Genomic DNA, 18,971 nt, shown 5'->3' with positions numbered 1-18,971 from the left:
AGCTGCCCGGTTCATATAATTTAAATTTTTTTGTGTTTTTTTAATACATTTTTAGTTCTTTTCGGAACAGAAATTGGACTCTTTTTCTAAACCAACTCACTTAAATCTTATGATTATGGATACAAACAGATTCAAAGCATCACATGATTTTAGTAATCTTCAGAAGAACCTGCACAACAATCCCGGATATAGTGTAGAAAGCTATTCCCAGCAGGTGAAAGATTACCTTCACGATATGAAAAGCAAGAATCAGGAAGCAACAAAACATGGATTTATGACTCATGCACAGAAATCTGCAAAAGAAGTTTGGGAAGAAATCCAGGAAATAGCTTCTGAGGCTTGGGAGAAGAATAAGAACCATTCTGATGAGAAGAAATAATTTTTACTATTAAAGTTTAATAACCTTACTTTTTGCAAGTGAGGTTTTTTATTTAAACAAAAAAAATAATAATGAAAGTCTTTATTAACAAAAGAATTCCAGAGATCGGAATCAATATGTTGCAGGAAGCAGGATTACAGATTATATTTCCTGAAAATGAAAACCTTATTTATGAAGAATGGCTGAAGTATTGCCAGCATACAGATGTAATACTGAGTATTGGCAGTGATTTTAAATATGATAAATTATTTTTTGAGGCATGCCCTAATATAAAAGCCATTGCCTTATATTCTGTAGGGTTTGACCATGTGGATATAAAAGAAGCCAATCAAAGACATATTCCCATTGGAAATACTCCGGATGTACTGAGCAGGGCGACTTCCGATATTGCTTTTTTACTGATGCAGTCAGTTGCAAGACGGGCAAGCTATAATTTTCAGAAGGTAAAAGATGAGGCCTGGGATACTTTTGAGCCTTTACATGCGTTGGGACAAGAACTTTACGGTAAAACACTAGGTATTTTCGGATTAGGAAGAATTGGTTTTCAAATGGCAGAAAAGTGTAAAAGAGCTTTTGAAATGGAGATCATTTACCATAACCGTCATCACAATGAAGAGACAGAAAGAGAATTGGAGGCAACTTATGTTTCATTTGATGAATTGGTAAGAAATTCAGATGTATTAAGTGTTCATGCTAATTTTACTCCTGAACATAAGGATCTTTTCAATCAGTCGGTGTTTGAAAAAATGAATCCCAATGCTATTTTTATCAATACCGCAAGGGGTGGCTTTCATCAGGAAAAGGATTTATACAATGCATTAACTGAAGGAAAGATCTGGGGGGCAGGTCTTGATGTAACGAATCCGGAGCCTATGTCTGCAGATAATCCTCTTCTGAAGTTACCGAATGTATGTGTACTTCCACATATTGGTTCTGCTACGATAGAAGCCAGAAACGGGATGGCAAGATTAGCGGCTGAAAACATTATTGCGTTTTCAAAAGGAGAAAAGATGCCTTATTGTGCAAATACTGAAGTATATTCTATTTCTTCGTTATAACTTGGAATTATTTTTGATCTCAATAAAGTAACCCTTAAAATCAAAATATCATGGCACCGGAAAACAATATTAATGAACAGAACAGAAGGTTGGAACGTATGGATTATGATCCTAATGAAGATATATTCAAAAGAGAGAAGCATATTTCGCTTGATGGAGATGGGAACCCTATATTTGATGAGGATACAGATGATGACAAAATTGATAAAGGCCTGGATATTCCGGGTGCAGAAGATGATGATGAAATGGAAGAAATAGGAGAGGAAGATGAAGAAAACAACTATTGGAGCCTCAGTGATAACGAGGACGATCATGAAGAGGAAAATGATGATGTTTTAACCTGATTTTAAATATCCAAAATATACATTACCTTGCTGAATTTCAGTAAGGTTTTTTATTTATTGGATGAAAGCTTATTTTGTAAGAAGAAACTCCCCTCCGCTGGAGGGGTGGATTCAAAAATTATTCAATTTTTGAAGACGGGGTGGTTTCATAATGAGTAATAATAAAATCTTCCAACTCTTTCATTACTATCCAAAGATTATTCTTTACATCAAAATCAGTAATTCTAAAAACCAATAATCCTAACGATTCCAGATATTCCTGTCTTATGCCATCATAAACTTGTTGTTCATCATGGCTTGAACCATCAATTTCAACGATAAGGCCTAATGTTTTTACATAGAAATCAACAATATAACTCCCAATGATTCTTTGTCTGTCAAAATCAATTTCATGAAATTTTTTTGCCCGGACTTTTTTCCAGAAGATTACTTCACTCAATATTCGGGCTTTACGTTTTTCTTTTAGTAAAACTTTTAATAGAGGGTTGTAGGGTAGGTTTTCTACAAAATTTTTGTGAATGGGAATTCCATTTATGTGTGTTAGTATTTCTTTCATTTGTGTGTTATTTTAACCACCCCGTCTTTCAAAATTCCTTGAATTTTGAAATCCACCCCTCCAGCGGAGGGGAATATGAGTGTGCCTATTCAAATATAGTATTTAAAATAGCTGTTGTTTATATTTTACAGGATTGATAATCAGTTTTTTTCTTTATTCCTTTTTATGCACATTGCTTTTCCGCTCTTTTGTTGCCTATATTTCATAATTTGAATATCTTTAAAACTTCAAACATTGTGTAAACATAGAACTTTAAATAGCAATATGACATTTCAAGAACAGATACAGCAGGGGATTCCTAATCAGCTGCCACAACCAAAACCATACGAGACCAATATTAACCATGCTCCAAAGCGTAAAGAAATTTTAGGAGAAGAAGAAAAAAAACTGGCATTAAAGAATGCTTTACGCTATTTCGATCCTCAATTTCATGCAGAATTAATTCCTGAATTTAAACAGGAATTGGAGGATTACGGAAGAATTTATATGTATCGTTTCCGTCCGGATTATGAAATGAAAGCAAGATCTATTGAAGAGTATCCGGGAAAATCAGAGCAGGCCAAAGCCATTATGCTGATGATCCAGAATAATTTGGATTATGCAGTAGCTCAACACCCTCATGAATTGATTACGTATGGCGGAAATGGAGCTGTGTTCTCCAACTGGGCACAATATCTGTTGACGATGAAATATCTGTCTGAAATGACCAATGAGCAAACGTTGGTGATGTATTCAGGACATCCGATGGGATTATTCCCGTCTCATAAAGATGCACCAAGAGTAGTAGTAACCAATGGAATGATGATTCCTAATTATTCTAAACCGGATGATTGGGAGAAATTTAACGCTCTTGGAGTGACTCAATATGGACAAATGACCGCAGGAAGTTATATGTACATCGGTCCACAGGGAATTGTTCACGGAACTACGATCACTGCTTTAAATGCTTTCAGAAAGATCAATAAAGATCCTAAAGGAGGTCTGTTTGTAACTTCCGGATTAGGTGGAATGAGTGGAGCTCAGCCAAAAGCAGGAAATATTGCCGGTTGTGTTACAGTATGTGCTGAAGTAAATCCAAAAATTACCAAAATCCGTCACGATCAGAAATGGGTGAACGAAATTCATGAAGAACTTGATGCATTGGTAAAAAGAGTAAGAGAAGCACAAGAGAATAAAGAAACAGTTTCTTTGGCTTACCTTGGAAATGTTGTAGATGTTTGGGAAAAATTTGACCAGGAAAATTTAAGAATTGATATCGGTTCAGACCAGACTTCTCTTCACAATCCTTGGGCTGGAGGATATTATCCGGTAGGGCAAAGTTTTGAAGAATCCAATAGAATGATGGCTGAAGATCCTGAATTATTCAAGGAAAAAGTTCAGGAAACATTAAGAAGACATGCTGCCGCCATCAATAAACATACAGAAAAAGGAACCTATTTCTTCGATTATGGAAATGCTTTCTTACTGGAAGCTTCAAGAGCCGGAGCGGATGTAATGTCAGAAAATCCAACATTAGGGAGAGAATTTAAATATCCGAGTTATGTTCAGGATATTATGGGACCAATGTGTTTCGATTATGGTTTTGGGCCGTTCCGTTGGGTATGTACAAGCGGAAAACCGGAAGATCTACAAAAAACCGATGATATTGCATGTGCCGTTTTAGAGGAAATGATCAAAAATTCTCCGGAAGAGATCCAACAGCAGATGAAGGATAATATCCAGTGGATCAAAGGAGCACAGGAAAATAAGCTGGTAGTAGGTTCACAGGCAAGAATCCTATATGCTGATGCAGAAGGAAGAATGAAAATTGCAGAAGCCTTCAACAAAGCAATTAAAAATGGTGAAATTGGGCCTGTAGTATTGGGAAGAGACCATCATGATGTTTCTGGAACAGATTCTCCTTACAGAGAGACTTCCAATATCTATGACGGCTCAAGATTTACTGCAGATATGGCAATTCATAACGTAATTGGTGACAGTTTCCGTGGAGCAACCTGGGTTTCTATCCACAATGGTGGTGGAGTAGGCTGGGGAGAAGTTATCAACGGAGGTTTCGGAATGCTGCTGGATGGTAGTGAAGATGCCGACAGAAGATTAAAGTCTATGCTTTTTTGGGACGTTAACAATGGAATCTCAAGAAGAAGCTGGGCCAGAAATGAAGGCGCTATTTTCGCCATTAAAAGAGCCATGGAAGTTGAACCTAACTTAAAGGTAACACTTCCGAACCTTGTAGATGAAAATTTACTGTAAACAATAAAGAATTCAGCATTGGCAAGCATTAATAAGAAACTATTTTCACACCTCAATGTAGAGGATAGTGATCCTGTTTGGGGAAAATTTGCTGAGGTTGAGTTTTCAAAGAAAAACATATTCTCGGACCATAAAGCCTATCTTCTTGAAGATGGGCTTGTCCGTAAATATTATATCAACAGCACCTCAGATATAGAAACTGAAGTGTGTGCAGAATTCTACTTTCCCGGTGACATTTTTACCGTTGGAAATAAAGGTTCTGAAGGAATTTATGAATCCATCAGCAGTGGTCTTGCCTGGGAAATTACTTTGGATGAAGTAAAGAAAATGTTCACTGTAAACCCCGAATGCCGCTTTGTACAAAACTACTACCTGAGCAGAAAATTAAATGCTGCTATGAAAAGGGAAATGCTTTTACTCAAAAACACTCCACAGGACCTTTACGAATATCTGTTAGCCAACAAGCCACATTATATTCAGAATATTCCTTTAAAATATCTGGCTTCCTATATTGGAATTACTCCGATCTCTTTAAGCAGGATCAGAAAGAGGATTAGTTAGGGACTGGAAGATTGAAGATGAAAGCGGGAAGTTATATCAAGGTTACAGTCATTGTATCTGTGTAATCTGCGAAATTTGTGGGAGATGATTTTAACGCAAAGTTTCAATTTTAAATACGTATTATTTTAAGCGAGCAAAGGGTGGATCGATTTTCAATCGATTTGATGAAGCGTGTTGTTATCATTAGCTTAGTCAACGGCTTTGCCGGCATCTTTACCTCCTTAAATATAACATCAAAATATTTTAAATCTTTGCGTTTAAAAAAGATTTAGACTCTTCATCAATTCAAAAAACTATCAGTAATTACGGGGTAGCAATTAACTTCTCTATTGATTCTCACATTTTAATGAGCGGTATTATTCTGCTTTTTATAAACGCAAAGTTTCAATTTTAAATACGTATTATTTTAAGCGAGCGAAGGGTGGATCGATTTTCAATCGATTTGATGAAGCGTGCTGTTATCATTAGCTTAGTCAACGGCTTTGCCGGCATCTTTACCTCCTTAAATATAACATCAAAATATTTTAAATCTTTGCATTTAAAAAAGATTTAGACTCTTCATCAATTCAAAAAACTATCAGAAATCACGGGGTAGCAATTAACTTCTCTATTGATTCTCACATTTTAATGAGCGGTATTATTCTGCTTTTTATAAACGCAAAGTTTCAATTTTAAATACGTATTATTTTAAGCGAGCAAAGGGTGGATCGATTTTCAATCGATTTGATGAAGCGTGCTGTTATCATTAGCTTAGTCAACGGCTTTGCCGGCATCTTTGCCTCCTTAGAATATAACATCAAAATATTTTAAATCTTTGGGCTTAAAAAAGATTTAGATTCTTCATTATTCAAAAAACTATCAGAAATTATAGGATAATAATGAACTTCCGTCATTACTCTTCCATCCCTAATTAATTAACTTTTGTTTATTGACTAGCCCTCCTGAAGTCTTTTCCTTTGTAAAAAAAGAAATTATGGAAATACAAAAATTAAACTGGGCAGGAATAAAGCTGATCTTCAACAACAAAACCATTTTGATAGATGCAGTGGAGGATTTCTCCTATTATAAACCCGTTTTAGGAGATGCTGTAGAACAAGTGATAACGTTTTCAGATCATTTAAAGGCAGATTATATCCTGTTTACCCATTTACATTTAGATCATTTTGATAAAGGTGTTATCAAAAAATGTCTGAAACAGGATGGAAAATTAATTGTGTATTCAGAGCTGGAACCATGGGTTAGAAAACATGTGGAAAATGTTGAAATAGTAGTTCTGAATCTGGACGAAACCTTCACTGAAAACGGAATCACCTTCAAGCCTGTATTTGCGATGGATGGAGTAGGGGAAATTCAATCTTCCTGGATAGTGGAAGATGCAACCAATAAGATCTTTCATGGTGGAGATACCATCTGGCATAATCAATTCTGGAGGCTTGGAAAAGAAAATAAAGATATAGATTACGCATTTTTACCTGTGAATGGTGTGGTGGTCAATTTTGAGATTATTGGTTTGGAATACAGCCCGGTTCCGGCTTCTCTTAATCTAAAAGAGGCCTTTGCCGCAGCTCATCTTTTGCATGCTAAGAAGCTGGTGCCAATACATTATGGATTGTTTACTCATGAGAAATGCTATATCCCGCAATTGTTTAATGGGAATGATTTGGAAAGAGTTTCTGAGGAAGTAGGGCAGGAGTATATGGTTTTGAAGGATGGGGAAATGTTGATGGAAATTTAGCTTTTGTTGAAAAATTACAAAAGCATGAATCTTTAAGGTGAAAGAAAATCAAAAATTTTTAGCAAGTATTTTTTAGCTACTAATTCACGGATGATTTTATTCGTGAATTAGTGGCTATTATAATTATTATTCTTGGTAATCAATAAGCTCGTATTCTATTTGTTCATTTTCTATGTAGTTTTTCAACTCATCAAGATCTGTCCAAGCATAAGAAGAACCCCATTGGCAGATATAAATACCATCCTTCTCAAAAATAATACTGATATTAGGTATTTTCCCCGTATTTTCTGCATACCTGAAATCCCAGAACAGCTGATGAGCATATTCATGTTTTTTTTCAAAAAGATCAGAATTTCCCAGTAAATTCTGAATTTCAGAAGTTTGTTTGTCTGTAAACTTAGCTTTTAATTTATATTCAAATCCCATTGATAGCATTCTATAATGCCAAGTTAACATTTTAATTGGAATCGCTAGATTCCGAACCTATGTTTATATTATTTGTAATAATTTATTTTTTGTGGTAGGTATTAATGATAAACTTTATTTCATCTTTTGCTCTTTAAAATTTTTTCCACCATACTCTTTATATTGTAAATCCTGAAGAGGATAAAAGGCAATTAATTTGGGGGCATCAAATGTAGAAGTCGCTACAAAATGATCTGCAAATTTTAGATATTCGGTTTTACTTAACGGATATACATCTATTAAATCTTTGATTGATTCTGAGTCGAAAATATTAATCGTACAGACTGAACAGTTTTCTTTTCTAAATTGTTTAATAAAGCTTGAAACTTCGTATTAATTCCAGTAGAAATCTGCTATTTGTACAAAACACCAAAATCGTTTCCAACCTTTTTCATTCCCAAAGCATCTTTATACATAAAAGACCTGCTATGAAAATCACCATTCCAAAACCCTGTCATGAAAACTGGAATAATATGACAACTGATGAAAAAGGAAAATTCTGTTCTGTTTGCTCAAAAACAGTTTATGATTTTACAAGTTTTTCAGATGAAGAACTTATTAATACTTTTGATTTCAATAAAGATATCTGTGGAAGATTTCGGGAAGATCAATTAGGAATAAACCTGAACTTTTCATTAGGGAGTAAACTGGCATTGGGACTGTTAACATTTGGAAGCTTTGTTGCTACAATGAATGCACAGGAAATAAAGCTCGGAGAAATTCAACCTCCGGAAAAAGTACCGGGAGTCAACATGAGTGTAATTTCAACTGATAGTTTTAATAGGAATCCATCTGTAAGAATCGGGGCTCCTGTCTTAACTCCGGAAAACAGACCACTGGTTTTACTGGATGGTAAAAAGATTTCTTTGGAAGAATTGCGCGTAATAAATCCAGAAACAATTGAAACTGTTAACAGCCTTTCAGCGAAAGACGCAGTAGAAAAGTATGGTAAAGAAGCTAAAAACGGGGTAATTGTAATTACAACTAAGAAGAAAAAGAAACGCAGATAATAAAAATAAAAATCTCCGGCGATCGAAGATCGCCGGAGATTTTTTAATATTTTAAAGTAAAATTTAATTTTTTACAGCTGCAATAGCCGCAGCATAGTTAGGTTCCTGAGAGATATCCGGTACCTGCTCTTCATAAATAATGGTTCCAGAAGGGTCAATCACCACAACAGCTCTGCTGAGAAGTCCTTTCATAGAAGATTCTACCATTTCTACCCCATAATTCCAACCAAAATCAGAACGGAAATCTGAAAGCATCACCACATTGTTGATTCCTTCAGCTCCACAGAATCTTTTCTGAGCAAAAGGTAAATCTTTGGAAATACAAAGAACTACCGTGTTGGGAAGGTTTCCTGCCTCCTCATTGAAATGATGAACAGATGCGGAACAAACTCCCGTATCTACGCTGGGAAAGATATTAAGGATCACATATCGTCCTTTGTAAGCATCCAGGCTCTGGTCATTCATATTAACATCTGTAAGGGTAAATTTAGGAGCCGGCTTGTTTACCTCCGGTAATTTGGAATAAGTACGTACAGGCGTTCCTTTTAACAAAACAGTGTTGATGGCTTTAGATTTTTGAGCAAAACCCATTGCTGAGAAAAAGAATAATGTACTGAAAACTATTTTTGAAAACATTGAAAATTTATTTTTAAACAAAAATATTGTTTTTTTCAGTTGGCTGGGTTAATTTTCATTCAAATAGCTCTTAAATAGAGCAAATCTATTGAACCATTATTCTTAAAATCAATTTTTACATCTACCTTTATTCTATCAAAAATTAGATTCAAATTATTAAATACTAAAAATATGAGTTCAGCAAACAATGCATTATTTCACAATATTTTTAAAAGCGAAAACGAAATCCCCGAAGAATATAAGGTACCCGAAATTCACCAGAAAGTCTACCTTCTGAATGGTGAGCTGGTAGAATGGAAAGGAGAAACCCAGGATATTTATTCCCCAGTCTGTATCCCTACAGAAAATGGTTTACAAAGAAAGCTATTGGGCAGTATCCCAAATATCGGGCCTGAAGAAGCCATGGAAGTTCTTGAGGCATGTGTAAAGGCTTATGATAATGGTTTGGGTGAATGGCCAACAATGTCCGTAGAAGGAAGAATCAAATGTATGCAGAAATTTGTGTATCTGATGATCCAGCAGCGTGATCTGATTATCAAATTGCTGATGTGGGAAATTGGGAAAACACTGGCAGATTCCACCAAAGAATTCGATCGTACTGTAGATTATATCAACCAAACCATTGATGCATTAAAAGATCTGGACAGAGAGTCTTCCCGCTTCCAGCAGGCAGAAGGAACCATTGCACAGATCAGAAGAGCACCGTTGGGTGTGGTTTTAAGTATGGGGCCTTTTAATTATCCTTTGAATGAGATTTTTACCACGCTGATTCCAGCCTTGATTATGGGAAATACCATCTTGTTTAAGCTTCCCAAACATGGAGTCTTAGCACATTATCCTTTGCTGAATGCTTTTAAGGAAGCCTTTCCGAAAGGAACAGTAAACACTTTATACGGAAAAGGTTCTGAAATCATCACTCCTATTATGGAAAGTGGTAAAGTCAATGTACTTGCGTTTATTGGTTCCAGTAAAGTAGCTAATGGATTGAAGAAATTGCATCCTAAAGTAAACCGTTTAAGAGCAATTTTAAGTTTAGATGCTAAAAATGCAGCTATTGTTACCAAAAATGCTAATCTTGATGTGGCTGTAAGCGAATGTATTTTAGGAGCTCTTTCATTTAACGGACAGCGTTGTACCGCTTTAAAACTGATTTTTGTGCAGAAAGAAATTGCAGCAGAATTTACTGCAAAGCTGAGTGAAGCTGTTTCTGCTCTGAAAGCCGGTCTGCCATGGGAAAAAGAGGTGAAAGTAACCCCGCTTCCGGAAGTGAATAAACCTCCTTATCTGAAAGAATGTATTGATGATGCTATAGAGAAAGGCGCTGCGGTTTTAAATAAAGATGGTGGTTATACAGAAGAATCTTTTGTCTTTCCGGCAGTAGTTTATCCTGTAAACAGTGATATGAAACTGTATCACGAAGAGCAGTTCGGTCCGGTAATTCCGGTAGTTCCGTTTGAAGATATTGAAGAACCTATAGAATATCAGGTGAATGCTTCCCACGGAATGCAGGTAAGTATTTTCAGTGAAGACCCACAGGAAGTAGCAAGATTGATTGATCCTTTTGTAAACCTGGTAAGCCGTGTCAATATCAATTGCCAGGCACAGCGTGGTCCGGATGTATTTCCATTTACAGGAAGAAAAGACAGTGCAGAAGGTACACTTTCTGTTTTTGATGCCCTACGTTCATTTTCAATCAGATCACTGGTAGCTGCAAAACTTACAGATTCCAATAAAGAATTACTGAATACCATTGTAAGGGAACATGATTCCAATTTTTTAAGCACAGACTATATTTTCTAGTTCTAATCCCTTGCTGTATTTAACATAAAATAAAAATCCTTAATAAACTTCTTTGTTTTTTAAGGATTTTTTAAATTAATGGCTGGAATTAGAGTATTTTGTGTTATAACAGGGTGATGTTTTTATAAAATATTACCTGAAGGATTAGTGTGTAAATCATGTCTTCAGCAGAACAGGAATTTTTAGAGAAAATTGAAAAGCACAAAGGTGTTATTTTCAAGATCTCTAAAATGTATATGGATAACCAGGACGATCAGAGTGACCTCTATCAGGAGATCATTTACCAGGCATGGAAATCTTACGGAGATTTTCAACGGCGGAGTGATTTCTCAACATGGCTTTACAGAACTGCGCTTAATACGGCAATTGTTTTTCTGCGAAGTGAAAAAAAACGTAGTTTTATAAAAAACCAGGACATTGACGGATTAAGTGCCAGGCAGGAACCTTATAATGATATTGATGACCAGAATATGAAGCTGATGTATGAAGCCATTCATCAGTTGAATCCTATTGACAAAGCCCTGATATTTTTCTTTTTGGAAGATTATCCGGGTAGGGAAATAGCCCGGCAATTGGGAATTACAGAAGTGAATGCAAGGGTAAAGCTCAAAAGAGCGAAGACCAAATTGAAAGAGATCATTGCCAAACAGAGAACAGGTTCAATTTAAAAGATAAAAGAATGGAGTTAGACAGCTTTAAAGAACTTTGGAACAAAGATACAGGACAGGAACCGCCTGAAATTTCCCTGGAAAAACAACGTGAGATTCATTCACCGCTCCAGATGCTGAAAATCAATATGAAAACTGAATTCTGGCTGATGGTTGTTACTTTGCCATTGCTTTTAACCAGCTTTCCGTTTGCTTCTACAGATTCCAATATCAGAACCATATCAGCATTTGTCACTATTCTGACTATTGCTTTTATGTGTTATTTCTATTCCCGTTTCCTTAAATTGTATACACTGCTGCAAAAAAACAGTATTAATACCAATTATGACCTTTTCAATCTTAAAACCCAGCTTTTAATATCAAAAGAAATTTATATTTCATACTATATTTCCTATATTCCTCTTGCCTTTCTTTTATCACTTATTAAAATCAATTTCCATTTTGATATGGAATATAACCTTGCGATTTTCGGGATAAGTTTTCTCATTACTTTACTATTGGTATGTTTTATTATAAAATACTGGATTTATTATATGTACGGAAGATATATTGATGATGTGGTGTATCTGGTAGATGAGCTGAATGGAGTAGAAGTAAAACCGCGAACAGAAAAAAAGAAAACATGGTTTGAAAGATCTCAGAAGTATTTTATGAATAAGTTTGGAATCAAGGGGAATATCATGAACACTGTAATATGGTATGTATCGGTTTATATTTTTATCATTTTATTTTTAACCTTAATTCTCCTCATTATTATTATCATTGGAGCTAAACTTGGTTTTATTGATATGACAACCTTGCATAGAGCTTTAGATAGATTAAACTAAAGAGGCCTGCCTGCAAAATAATAAACTGATGGAAAAAAATCTATCAGTTTTTTTATGGAATGTTGTAACATTTTTGCTTTTTCTCTACTAACTGTCCAAATAATTATTACAATCAGAAACACATATTATTTCGAATAAAGTACTATCCTAAAAATAGTAGAAACCAAAAAAAACACACGATGAGAGGCCTGGCAGTATTTTTTCTGTCGGGTTTTTTATTTTTTTCAATTGATTTCTGTAACATTTTTTTTTAATGAGAACTAACTTTATAGAGTAACAAGCTATGACCTCATTAGAGCAAGAGTTTATCCATAAGATTGAAAAGCATAAAGGAATCATTTTTAAGATTTCTAAAATGTATATGTCTGAGAAAGATGACCGTGATGATCTTTTTCAGGAAATTACCTGTCAATTATGGAAGGCATATCCCAACTTTAGAGGAGAAAGCGAATTTTCAACCTGGTTGTACAGAATTGCTTTAAATACGGCAATTATCTTTCTTAAAAATCAAAAAAGAAGAAGCTTTATAGGAAATGAAGATTTCTCCAGCCACGCAATTGCTCAGGAAGATTATGATGATGATAAAGAGGAACGCATGGCAGAAATGTATAAAGCTATTCATCAGCTAAATCCCATTGACAAGGCCTTTATTTTCTATTACTTAGAAGATTTCTCAGGAAAACAGATTGCAGAACAGATCGGAATCTCCGAAGGAAATGTAAGAGTGAAAATGAACCGTGCCAAAAATAAATTGAAAGATATCTTAAACCAACATATTATTAATCAACATTAAATCAGAAATCCAATGAATATAGATGAATTGAAAAATACATGGAACGAAGATATTGCAGATGAGACTCCAGAAATCAGCATAGAACAAAGAAACACAATACATCTTCCCCTTGAAAAAGTACGCAGGAACATGCGCATGGAATTTTGGTGGGTGGTAGGAATCTTCATTTTTGCGTTTATGGTCTGCTCTGTCTGTAAGCCCTTTAAGCTTCAGCTTTATATTACAGTTTTGGTAGCCTCTATGCTTATTGTTACGGTTTTCTTTTACCGTAAGTTTTTCAGACTGTATAATGAGATCAGCAATACAGAATTTAAAACCAGCGATTCACTGAAAGATCTCGTGACCCAGCTGAACCTGAACAAACAATATTATTTATCCTACTATATCAGCTTTGCACCGTTTATAGTATGTGAGATTCTTATCGTGCTTGAATTTATCCCCTGGCCGCAGCCTTTAAGCGAGATGAAGATAGCGCTTATTCTGATTGGAAGTGTCATTGGAGGCTTGTTTCTATTATTTCTTAGCGGCAAATTCTGGTTCCATCGTTATTATGGAAGATATATTGATCATATTGAATCTCTTTTGAAAGAATTGAAAAGATAAGCTAAACGGGACTCGGCGGGCTGAAAGCCCGCCGAGTCCTATTGTATAATTGTAAAGTGATTGTTTAAGTTAATTTTTTTCGGTTTTTTCCTTTCCAATTTCACTCCTGATCCAATCTAGCTGTGGATCCTTTTTCTCAATAATATCCTGTAGGCTTTCTTTGACTTCTACATCAGGAACAACTCCTTTCTTAGTATCTGAAAAATCAATATTCGGTTGTACCAGAAGAAGCCCGATGGGAAATCTGATCTCAGAATTAGGAAGCTTCTGATAAGAATAAAAACCGGCCACTGTTCCGTCATTGGCTCCGCCTGTTTCTTCACCCACCAGAGTCGCTCTTTTATCATTCTTAAGCTTTGCTGTAATAATAGAAGAGGCAGAGAAGCTTCCTCCGTTAATCAGAACAAAAACTTTACCGTGAAAAGCTCCTTTATTGGGCTTTGTAGGTTTATCCGCTTTCATTTTGTAGAAAACCTTTCCATCTTTTTTATAAGTACTGAAAGCCTGGGCAAAAAAGTAACTTGGATAAGAGAGGCTTTTAATGGCATAGTCTAATGGAGAACTTTTTCTGAAATAATTAGTTCTTAAAGGAATATCCTTTGAGGTAACCTGTGAAGGCTTTATCAGAGTAAACGGTTTATCCGAAAGATAAGAATACAGATTATTGATTTCATAAAGAGATCCTCCATAATTATTGCGGACATCTATGATGAGGTACTCTGACTTTGCATTTTTAATCTTAGCAAATGTTTTTTTATAAAACTCATCCGAATATTCCCTTGAAAAGCTTTTCACCTTGATATAGGCAATGGTGCTGTCCTTATCCAGAAATTTAAAACTTCTGTTATAGGAATTGCTGGACGCAACATAATCATTAAGCTTTCTTTCCTGCGTCCGTTTGTTCATTTCCTTGTCCTTTTCAAGATCAGAGTCAGATTTTGATTCTCTGCTTAAAGTATAAGTATGTTTTTCGCCTTTATAAAGCGTTTCAAGAGTTGCTTTATTTGAAAGTCCGTTTTCTGCCGTATAGTAACTAAAGAAAAGATCCTTTAAAAAATAAGGCTGAAAAGTAGTATTATACCCATCACTGCTGATCAGGTTTCTGTATTTTTTGATATAATCTGCGATCGGAATATGATTTATAGACAGAATCTCAGTTCCCGGTTGAATATTTTCAATGGAATCCCTGTTTTCTGTAATATACATCTGGTCACCGGAAATATAATATTCAAACCTGCTGAATAGTCCTTTTTTTTGGTCTAAAGTCTTGATTTCCTTTTTGGTAAACTTTTTTCTCGGAATTCTTAACGAAAGATGCCCTTCCCGGATTCCTGCAATTACGGGTTGAAGTTTAAAATAAAACTGAAGCGGGGTAAGCGGCTCATTGATTGTTTGCTTAAGGCTGTCAAATTTATGGTCCAATTCCTTCTTGGGAATATACCAATACAGTTGTGGGTGCATTTGCTGAAGTTTGGAATAGGCAAAATCCACATCTTCCTTAAGCTGCTCCGGGGGAATACAGGAAGCCCGCTGTTCATTGTGTCTCTTAATAGATGCACATGAGGAAAGCATGGCCAGAATAAATATTACCGAGTATTTTTTCAATAGATCTTTGAGTTTTTTTAAGCCGCTAAAATAGAAAGTTTAAAATTAATCATCACTTAAATGAATAATAAATTTTCCGAAATACATGATAAATTTAGTTAAAAAAATGCAGTCAAATGTATCTTATTTTCAAGTAAGAGCAAAAGTTGATACCTTTGATATTTATTTTTTACAAATGATGTATTGGATTTTTGCGGTTGTGGTTTTATTGGCGGCAACCTACTTTATCGTGATAAACAGAGCTGCGTTTGGGGCTGTACCCAAAGGTAAACGATTGAACCGGATCAGACAGTCAAAACTTTATAGAAACAAACAATTCCAGAATATCAGTCATACGCCATCCCTGGCTGAAGGTTATAAAATGTGGCAGGTTACTTATGATTTCTTCTTAGGTAAAAAACATCCTTTGCTAAAACCATTAAGGGAAATTCCCTCTATCCATACAGATTTAAAAAGCCTGGATAAAAATACAGATGTTTTTGTATGGTTAGGACATTCATCTTATTATATACAGACTGATGGTGTTTCATTTTTAATTGATCCTGTATTAAGTTTATATGGTTCACCGTTCAAATACTTTAACAAAGCTTTCAAGGGATCTGACATTTTTAAACCTGAAGATATTCCCAACCTTGATTATCTGGTCATAACACATGATCATTTTGACCATCTTGATTACCCTACAGTTAAATCAATTAAAGACCGTACCGGAATGGCTATTGTTCCATTGGGCGTAGGAGCGCATCTGGAACGTTGGGGATATATGGAAGAACAGCTCATTGAAGATGAATGGGGTGCAGAATTTGAATTAAAAAATGGGATAAAACTAAACTTTACACCAGCCAGACATTTTTCCGGTAGAAGAGTAAAGCAGAATGATACCCTTTGGACTTCTTATGTATTGGAAACGCCTACAAAGAAAATCTTCCTTGGTGGTGATAGCGGTTATGATTCTCATTTTAAAATGATAGGAGAAAAGTATGGTCCTTTTGATTATGCAATCCTTGAAAACGGACAATACGGTGAAGCATGGCGATATATTCATACCTTACCTGAAGATGTTGCTCAGGCTGCTATAGATATAAATGCCAGATATATTATTCCGGTGCACGCAGCTAAATTTGCCCTCGCATTGCATCCATGGAATGAACCTTTACAAAAAATAAATGGTTTAGGTAAAGAAAAAGGGTTAAACGTTCTTACTCCAAAAATCGGAGAAGTAGTAGATCTGAACCGTAAAGATCAACAGTTTACAACCTGGTGGGAAGATTGATTAAGCATGCCAGATGTCTTTATATCTTCTTGGATGATTTTCAAACTGTTGACGTACAAAATCACATTCAGGGTCCACAAGCAAATCTTTTTCTTCTGCGTAACGAACCAGCTCATCCAGCAGTAATTTAGCATAGCCTTTACCTTCTCGTTCTTCATCAAGCTTGGTATAATATACAATAAGAAGTCTTCCGTCAACCTCAATGGACATATAACCTGCTTTTTTATCATCAATAAACAACTGCAGCTCATCCTGATATGGAGATACCATAAATTTTATATTTTCCATAATTACTCAGATTTGGTTGATAAAATAATACTATTGAGAACACCTGAAAGCATTCTCTCCCTTAAAATTACAAAATTATTTAACATGGAGTAATAGTTTTTGAGAATCTTAACGAATTTTATAAGAGGTTTGATAAAAGATAAAAGATAAAAGATAAAAGATAAAAGATAAAAGATCTTTTCGTTAAACAACTACAGCCGTAACCATTATTTATATCAAAAGGAGGGGCTTTAATACATCTGAAAATAGTAATTATGAAATAACTTCTTTCTTCCCTGTTTAATAATTTGCACAATGATAAAATACACTATTTTCTAACAACTGAGATTTTTAAAATTTAATAAATTTTAGAAATTATTTAAAAGATAATCAGTTATTTATGTTTTTTGTTAACAAATATTAGGAATCTCGGATAAGAATTGGCACTTTAATTGACTATGTCTTGATGTTTAATTTAAAAGAGGAATGAAATGAAAAAGTTATTGCTAACAGCATTTTTGGTTGGGACATTTAGCCTGAGCTACGCCCAATCAGATTATTATAATGATTATAGAAGGAGTATTTCAGATATCAACTGGCAGACAGTAGTTGCAGATCTGTTACTTTCTACCACACAGGCCAACCAGGTCTATGCATTAAATGACAGGTATCGTGATTATGATTCATGGAATAGAGTTTATGTTGTAGAACCAGGAAGATGGAGAGGAGATAGATATTCAGAGCTGGAAAGAATTCTTGGTAGAGAAAAGTATATCATTTTTAAAAAGAGATATTATAGAGGAGAAAATCCTGTTATTGTGTACGGAAGAAAAAATGATTACAAAAAATACCGTAAAGAACAGGAAAAATACTATAAAGAAAGAGCCAAATATTACAAAAAACAGAACAAACATAACCATGGACATCATGGGGACTGGGATTAACCATTATCAACTATTATATATCACTATTAAAATGACTGGCATTCGTGTCGGTCATTTTTATTATAAGTAATGAGTAATGTTACTGTTAAATAATGATGAACATTAACATCATAGGCTTTTACCTTTTCAGATAAATAAACAATTTTTTATCCGGCTTTAGTTAGAATTTCTATCTTCCCATTTCTAAACCCATCTCCCATTTAAATAAAAATATATTTCCTGATTTGTTTGAATTTTATAACTTTGAGATATGGAATCCAATGAATCATTACAAGGCTTTTATGAGCGAAATGCTCCCGAGTATGGACCTCTATGCTTGGGTGCAAACAAAATGGGGCATTTTAATGTGTTTTCAAGAGAACACTGTTCGCTGTTATCGCCATATAGCAGAAGAGATTATTACAAAATTTCACTGATTATAGGAAAGGGTAAGCTTCACTATGCGGATAAATGGATCTATGTGGATCGTCCTGCATTGTTGTTTTCCAATCCTATTATTCCTTATTCATGGGAAGCAGATGATGAAAATCAGAAAGGCTGGTTCTGTCTTTTTACAGAACCATTTTTACAGAACGGAAGCCGTTTAGGAAATCTTCAGGATTCACCATTGTTTAAAATTGGTGGAACTCCGGTTTTCTTTTTGAATGAAGATCAGCAGAAAGTACTTTCAGATCTGTATATCAGAATGATGGCCGAAATTGAATCAGATTATGTACACAAATATGATATGCTGAGAGCTTATCTTCATCTGATGATTCATGAAACCATGAAAATGCATCCGGCAGAAACATTTGAACCCTATCAGAATGCTTCTCAAAGAGTAGCATCCTTATTTATGGAGCTCCTGGAAAGGCAATTCCCGATTGATAGCCCTGAAGCTTTTTTGAAATTAAAAACCCCCAATGATTACGCACAGAGTCTTTCCATTCATGTTAATTCTTTAAACCGTTCTGTAAAAGAGATTACAGGAAAGACCACCAGCCAACAGATTACAGCAAGAGTGATACAGGAAGCCAATGCCCTGTTAACCCATACGGATTGGAATATTGCTGAAATTGCCTACGGATTAGGCTTTGAAGAACCTGCTTATTTTACCAATTATTTTAAAAAACAAACTGGAATAGCTCCCAATGCCCTAAGAACAAACCTTGTTTGATTTTTATAATTCTTAGTTTGAATTCTATAGTAAAGGAGGCT

The 18,971-nt window shown here is 35.0% G+C and carries 20 protein-coding genes; 15 read left to right on the top strand and 5 right to left on the bottom strand.

Going from position 1 to position 18,971, the window contains the following annotated elements:
- Positions 1-115 precede the first annotated feature (115 nt).
- From BBH99_RS04210 to BBH99_RS04200, 3 genes are all read left to right on the top strand, one after another.
- Positions 116-379, top strand: coding sequence for a prevent-host-death protein (locus tag BBH99_RS04210; protein WP_066692496.1), 264 nt, complete (start codon positions 116-118; stop codon positions 377-379).
- A gap of 71 nt (positions 380-450) precedes the next feature.
- The gene (locus BBH99_RS04205) at positions 451-1,437 is read left to right on the top strand and encodes a 2-hydroxyacid dehydrogenase (RefSeq protein ID WP_066692393.1); all 987 of its coding nucleotides are present in this window, start codon (positions 451-453) and stop codon (positions 1,435-1,437) included.
- A 50-nt stretch (positions 1,438-1,487) separates the two neighbouring features.
- Positions 1,488-1,781: a hypothetical protein gene (locus BBH99_RS04200; RefSeq protein WP_066692390.1), complete on the top strand. Its 294-nt coding sequence runs from the start codon at positions 1,488-1,490 to the stop codon at positions 1,779-1,781.
- Between the two features lie 118 nt (positions 1,782-1,899).
- Here BBH99_RS04200 and BBH99_RS04195 read toward each other — a convergent pair whose 3' ends face one another.
- A complete protein-coding gene (locus BBH99_RS04195; RefSeq protein ID WP_066692388.1) occupies positions 1,900-2,337 on the bottom strand; it encodes an endonuclease domain-containing protein in 438 nt (145 codons plus the stop codon).
- Between the two features lie 264 nt (positions 2,338-2,601).
- Between BBH99_RS04195 and BBH99_RS04190 the strand changes: the two genes are divergently transcribed.
- The 3 genes from BBH99_RS04190 to BBH99_RS04180 all read left to right on the top strand — a co-directional run bounded on the left by BBH99_RS04190 (position 2,602) and on the right by BBH99_RS04180 (position 6,883).
- Positions 2,602-4,587: a urocanate hydratase gene (locus BBH99_RS04190; RefSeq protein ID WP_066692385.1), complete on the top strand. Its 1,986-nt coding sequence runs from the start codon at positions 2,602-2,604 to the stop codon at positions 4,585-4,587.
- An 18-nt stretch (positions 4,588-4,605) separates the two neighbouring features.
- Positions 4,606-5,148 carry a Crp/Fnr family transcriptional regulator gene (locus BBH99_RS04185; protein WP_066692384.1) on the top strand — a complete coding sequence of 181 codons (543 nt, stop codon included), beginning with the start codon at positions 4,606-4,608 and terminating at the stop codon, positions 5,146-5,148.
- A 973-nt stretch (positions 5,149-6,121) separates the two neighbouring features.
- Complete coding sequence (locus BBH99_RS04180; protein WP_066692382.1) at positions 6,122-6,883, top strand: MBL fold metallo-hydrolase; 762 nt, start codon at positions 6,122-6,124, stop codon at positions 6,881-6,883.
- Positions 6,884-7,009: 126 nt separating this feature from the next.
- Here the strand turns inward: BBH99_RS04180 and BBH99_RS04175 are convergent, their stop codons facing one another.
- Positions 7,010-7,309 carry a hypothetical protein gene (locus tag BBH99_RS04175; protein ID WP_066692380.1) on the bottom strand — a complete coding sequence of 100 codons (300 nt, stop codon included), beginning with the start codon at positions 7,307-7,309 and terminating at the stop codon, positions 7,010-7,012.
- Positions 7,310-7,776: 467 nt separating this feature from the next.
- Between BBH99_RS04175 and BBH99_RS04170 the strand changes: the two genes are divergently transcribed.
- A complete protein-coding gene (locus BBH99_RS04170) occupies positions 7,777-8,358 on the top strand; it encodes a TonB-dependent receptor plug domain-containing protein (protein WP_066692379.1) in 582 nt (193 codons plus the stop codon).
- Between the two features lie 63 nt (positions 8,359-8,421).
- On the opposite strand, the gene tpx is transcribed toward BBH99_RS04170, so the two are convergent.
- Positions 8,422-8,922, bottom strand: a complete 501-nt coding sequence (tpx, locus tag BBH99_RS04165; RefSeq protein ID WP_394333792.1) for a thiol peroxidase — start codon at positions 8,920-8,922, stop codon at positions 8,422-8,424.
- 243 nt (positions 8,923-9,165) lie between these two features.
- On the opposite strand from tpx, the gene BBH99_RS04160 reads away from it, so the two are divergent.
- The 5 genes from BBH99_RS04160 to BBH99_RS04140 all read left to right on the top strand — a co-directional run bounded on the left by BBH99_RS04160 (position 9,166) and on the right by BBH99_RS04140 (position 13,685).
- Positions 9,166-10,794, top strand: a complete 1,629-nt coding sequence (locus BBH99_RS04160; protein WP_066692377.1) for an NADP-dependent glyceraldehyde-3-phosphate dehydrogenase — start codon at positions 9,166-9,168, stop codon at positions 10,792-10,794.
- Between the two features lie 158 nt (positions 10,795-10,952).
- Complete coding sequence (locus BBH99_RS04155) at positions 10,953-11,462, top strand: RNA polymerase sigma factor (protein ID WP_066692375.1); 510 nt, start codon at positions 10,953-10,955, stop codon at positions 11,460-11,462.
- An 11-nt stretch (positions 11,463-11,473) separates the two neighbouring features.
- The gene (locus BBH99_RS04150) at positions 11,474-12,289 is read left to right on the top strand and encodes a hypothetical protein (protein ID WP_066692373.1); all 816 of its coding nucleotides are present in this window, start codon (positions 11,474-11,476) and stop codon (positions 12,287-12,289) included.
- Between the two features lie 283 nt (positions 12,290-12,572).
- Positions 12,573-13,082 carry an RNA polymerase sigma factor gene (locus BBH99_RS04145; protein ID WP_066692372.1) on the top strand — a complete coding sequence of 170 codons (510 nt, stop codon included), beginning with the start codon at positions 12,573-12,575 and terminating at the stop codon, positions 13,080-13,082.
- A gap of 12 nt (positions 13,083-13,094) precedes the next feature.
- Positions 13,095-13,685 carry a hypothetical protein gene (locus BBH99_RS04140; protein WP_066692370.1) on the top strand — a complete coding sequence of 197 codons (591 nt, stop codon included), beginning with the start codon at positions 13,095-13,097 and terminating at the stop codon, positions 13,683-13,685.
- A 69-nt stretch (positions 13,686-13,754) separates the two neighbouring features.
- On the opposite strand, the gene BBH99_RS04135 is transcribed toward BBH99_RS04140, so the two are convergent.
- Positions 13,755-15,290 carry a S41 family peptidase gene (locus BBH99_RS04135; protein ID WP_066692367.1) on the bottom strand — a complete coding sequence of 512 codons (1,536 nt, stop codon included), beginning with the start codon at positions 15,288-15,290 and terminating at the stop codon, positions 13,755-13,757.
- Positions 15,291-15,396: 106 nt separating this feature from the next.
- Between BBH99_RS04135 and BBH99_RS04130 the strand changes: the two genes are divergently transcribed.
- Positions 15,397-16,563 (top strand): MBL fold metallo-hydrolase, encoded by a 1,167-nt coding sequence (locus BBH99_RS04130; protein WP_228390735.1) that lies wholly within the window; start codon positions 15,397-15,399, stop codon positions 16,561-16,563.
- Here BBH99_RS04130 and BBH99_RS04125 read toward each other — a convergent pair whose 3' ends face one another.
- Positions 16,564-16,851 (bottom strand): GNAT family N-acetyltransferase, encoded by a 288-nt coding sequence (locus BBH99_RS04125; RefSeq protein ID WP_066692356.1) that lies wholly within the window; start codon positions 16,849-16,851, stop codon positions 16,564-16,566.
- Positions 16,852-17,321: 470 nt separating this feature from the next.
- On the opposite strand from BBH99_RS04125, the gene BBH99_RS04120 reads away from it, so the two are divergent.
- Together BBH99_RS04120 and BBH99_RS04115 are read left to right on the top strand one after the other, a co-directional pair.
- Positions 17,322-17,774, top strand: coding sequence for a hypothetical protein (locus BBH99_RS04120; protein WP_066692353.1), 453 nt, complete (start codon positions 17,322-17,324; stop codon positions 17,772-17,774).
- Positions 17,775-18,024: 250 nt separating this feature from the next.
- Positions 18,025-18,930, top strand: coding sequence for a helix-turn-helix domain-containing protein (locus BBH99_RS04115; RefSeq protein ID WP_066692350.1), 906 nt, complete (start codon positions 18,025-18,027; stop codon positions 18,928-18,930).
- Positions 18,931-18,971: the final 41 nt, after the last annotated feature.

Origin of the sequence: Chryseobacterium contaminans, assembly GCF_001684955.1 — a bacterium.
Lineage (GTDB): Bacteria > Bacteroidota > Bacteroidia > Flavobacteriales > Weeksellaceae > Chryseobacterium > Chryseobacterium contaminans.
Note: the sequence above shows the minus strand (reverse complement) of the source record. Positions and strands in the feature narration are given on the sequence as shown.